The organism is Georgenia satyanarayanai (genome assembly GCF_023715365.1).
Classification (GTDB): domain Bacteria; phylum Actinomycetota; class Actinomycetes; order Actinomycetales; family Actinomycetaceae; genus Oceanitalea; species Oceanitalea satyanarayanai_B.
Genome location: NZ_JAMBNZ010000195.1, coordinates 1 through 246, shown reverse-complemented (window position 1 = coordinate 246; position 246 = coordinate 1). Strand labels below are relative to the sequence as shown.

General features: G+C 68.3%; 1 protein-coding gene. It reads right to left on the bottom strand.

Annotated features, from left to right (window positions below; translation table 11 throughout):
* On the bottom strand, positions 1-246 hold a 246-nt coding region (locus tag M3148_RS17650; protein WP_251306001.1), incomplete at both ends, for a TetR/AcrR family transcriptional regulator.

The window sequence follows — 246 nt, the reverse complement described above, 5'->3', positions numbered from 1 at the left end:
ACCTGCGTGGCGACGTCCCCAATGAGGGAGGAGAAGGTGCCGGTGGCCTGCGCGACGGGGGAGTCGCGCACGAGGATGCGGAAGCCGTCGGTGTTGAGCTCGATGTACTCGAGCAGGGCCAGCGCGGCCAGCAGCTGCTGCAGCTCGCGGTCGACGATGACGGCGTACACGCCCTCCTTGCCGCCGAAGTGCTCGTAGACGACGGGCTTGGAGACCTTCGCACGGGACGCGATCTCCTCGACGCTC